Annotated in this window: 3 protein-coding genes; all 3 read left to right on the forward strand. The window is 26.0% G+C overall.

The window, feature by feature from the left end:
- The first annotated feature begins 206 nt into the window (after positions 1 to 206).
- The 3 genes from BN899_RS00985 to BN899_RS00995 all read left to right on the forward strand — a co-directional run bounded on the left by BN899_RS00985 (position 207) and on the right by BN899_RS00995 (position 2,609).
- Positions 207 to 1,571, forward strand: coding sequence for a rhodanese-like domain-containing protein (locus BN899_RS00985; protein WP_042271671.1), 1,365 nt, complete (start codon positions 207 to 209; stop codon positions 1,569 to 1,571).
- 8 nt (positions 1,572 to 1,579) lie between these two features.
- Positions 1,580 to 2,023 (forward strand): hypothetical protein, encoded by a 444-nt coding sequence (locus BN899_RS00990; protein ID WP_042271673.1) that lies wholly within the window; start codon positions 1,580 to 1,582, stop codon positions 2,021 to 2,023.
- Between the two features lie 235 nt (positions 2,024 to 2,258).
- Positions 2,259 to 2,609 (forward strand): DUF6483 family protein, encoded by a 351-nt coding sequence (locus tag BN899_RS00995; RefSeq protein WP_042271675.1) that lies wholly within the window; start codon positions 2,259 to 2,261, stop codon positions 2,607 to 2,609.
- Positions 2,610 to 2,638 lie beyond the last annotated feature (29 nt).

The following is a 2,638-nucleotide window of genomic DNA, read 5'->3' on the forward strand; positions in this document are numbered from 1 at the left end:
TTAAGAAAGCTTTTTGTGTTTAATTAGTTTTTATAAATTGAATTATATATATTAAAGGGAAAGTATTATAGATAAACTCTATATATGTAATATATGACTATAATATTTATCTATATTGTTTTACTTAATTATAAGTATTATATAAAATAATATTGAGTAATTATGTATAATTTTGTTTTGAAAATAGACTGAAGGGAAAATTTAATATGGCAAAGAAACGAATTAAAAATATTGCTTTAAGTGCAGTACTAGTGCTTAGTATGGGTACTTTAGCGGCATGTAGTAAAAATGAAGCTAATAAGAATAATATAAGTGTTGAAACAAAGACTATATCAACTAAGGATTTAGAATCTAAATTAGATGACAAATCTTGGGTAGTTGTAGATACTCGACTAAATGATGCTTATAATGGGTGGAAATTAGATGGAGTAAAAAGAGGGGGACATATAAAAGGTGCAGTTGATTTCTCAGCAAACTGGCTAAAAGTAGATGCTGATAATAAAGAAAAAACTTTAGAAAAAGCACTAGAAACTAAGAATATAGATACTGATAAAAATATAGTACTTTATGATGCAAATGGAAAAAATGCTAAAGATGTAGCTGATTATTTAGATTCTAAAGGGTATAAGAACTTATACATATATGATTTAAATGAATGGGCTAATGATGAAAGCTTACCTATGGAAAAATATAAAAATTATGAAATGATAGTACCAGCAGTAGTAGTTAAAGATATATTAGATGGAAAGACACCTGAAACATTTAATAAGGATAAAAACGTAAAAATAGTTGAAGCAAGTTGGGGAGAAGAAAAAGAAGCTTATGCTAAGGGGCATGTTCCAACAGCGGTACATATAAATACTGATACAGTAGAGCCACCACCAATGTGGATGCTAGATAGTGATGAAAATTTAAAGAAATTTGTACTAGATTACGGATTTACTAAAGATGATACAGTAATAGTAACAGGCCCAGATACAATGGCATCATATAGAATAGCAGCAGTTCTTAGATACATAGGAATAAATGATGTTAGAGTATTAAATGGTGGAAATAATGCATGGGTAAGTGCAGGATATGACCTTGAAACTAAAAGTAATAAAAAACAACCTGGAAATGATTTTGGTGGAAAAATACCAGGAAATCCAGATTTAATAGAGACTATACCAGAATTAAAAGAAAAATTAAAAGATAAAAATAATACACTAGTTGACAATCGTAGTTGGAATGAATATATAGGAAAAGAATCAGGATATTCTTATCATGATAAAAAAGGACGTATACCAGGTGCAGTTTATGGATATGCTGGTACAAGTTCTGTGACATTAGAAGACTATAGAAATATAGATAATACAATGAGAAATGCAGATGAAATAAAAGAATTATGGAATTCATCTAAGATAAATACTAATAATCACCTTATATTTATGTGTGGTAGTGGATGGAGAGCAGCAGAAGTTTTAACTTATGCAAATGTAATGGGACTTGATAATACATCGCTTTATAGTGATGGATGGATAGGATGGAGTAATGATGCTTCAAATCCTGTAGAAACTGGAGAACCTAAATAGGAGTTTTTATGAATAATAAATTATTAAAAAAAGTATCATATATACTGATAGCTTTAATACAAGTATCTATAATAAGTTCAGTTTTTATAGTACAGTATTTAACAAATAAAAAGGCTGGAGTTATGAGACATGTTTATGCTAGAAGGTATCAATTTGAAAAAAGCATTTTAACTTCTTATAATTTGAATACTTTAAGTGTAATAGCTTTGATTATAACTTTTATATTTATAGTATTATTGATTAAAAGCATAAAAAACAATAAGAATTTATTTTATAAAATACAAATAATAATTTCTATAATGGTAAGTTTAATGATTTGCTTTATAGTAAATAGTAATTATTTTATAGAAAAATTAGCATATCCATATTTTATAATGGCATTTATACTAGTTTTAATATTACAAATAATTGTTTTAATTGTTACAAAAATATCTAATATTACAGATAAATAAATTAAGAAGACATTTTCTAAACTTTAGGAAATGTCTTTTTTATTTTAAAACAAGATATAAATCTAAAAATATTTGCAATATATAATTTGTGTAAAACAACTACCAAGAATAAAGAAATGATAAAGCGACATTACACGATAAAAGCTTTATAAAACTTATTATTCTTATGTAAAATAATATATACTATATATAGTAGGTCAACTATGAGCTATGGAAGAAATAAGGAGGAACTAATATGGGAATGGTAGAGGAAGTCGCAGAAGCTATTAAAAGGATGGTTGCAAAACTTTTATTCGGCAAAAGTTTTGATAATTATGAAGAGATAATGATAAGTCATAGTATAGAAGAGGAAGTATTATTAATAACTTTAAAAAGGCTTGCTTTTGAAGGAAAAGTAAATGAAGCAGAAGACATGCTATTTGATAACGCTAAAAATAGTAAAGTTGAAAATTTGCCTTATGTAGTTATTGAATTTTATACAATGTTAATGAATAAAAGTGATGAGGAATTTAAAGAATTTAAATTTTCTAAAGAAGAAATATATGATGGGATAGAAGATATTAAAAAATATATTATAAAAAACTAGATATAAAGGGAGTGTACTGAAATAAATTT

The organism is Faecalimicrobium dakarense (assembly GCF_000499525.1).
Taxonomy (GTDB): Bacteria; Bacillota; Clostridia; order Peptostreptococcales; family Peptostreptococcaceae; genus Faecalimicrobium; species Faecalimicrobium dakarense.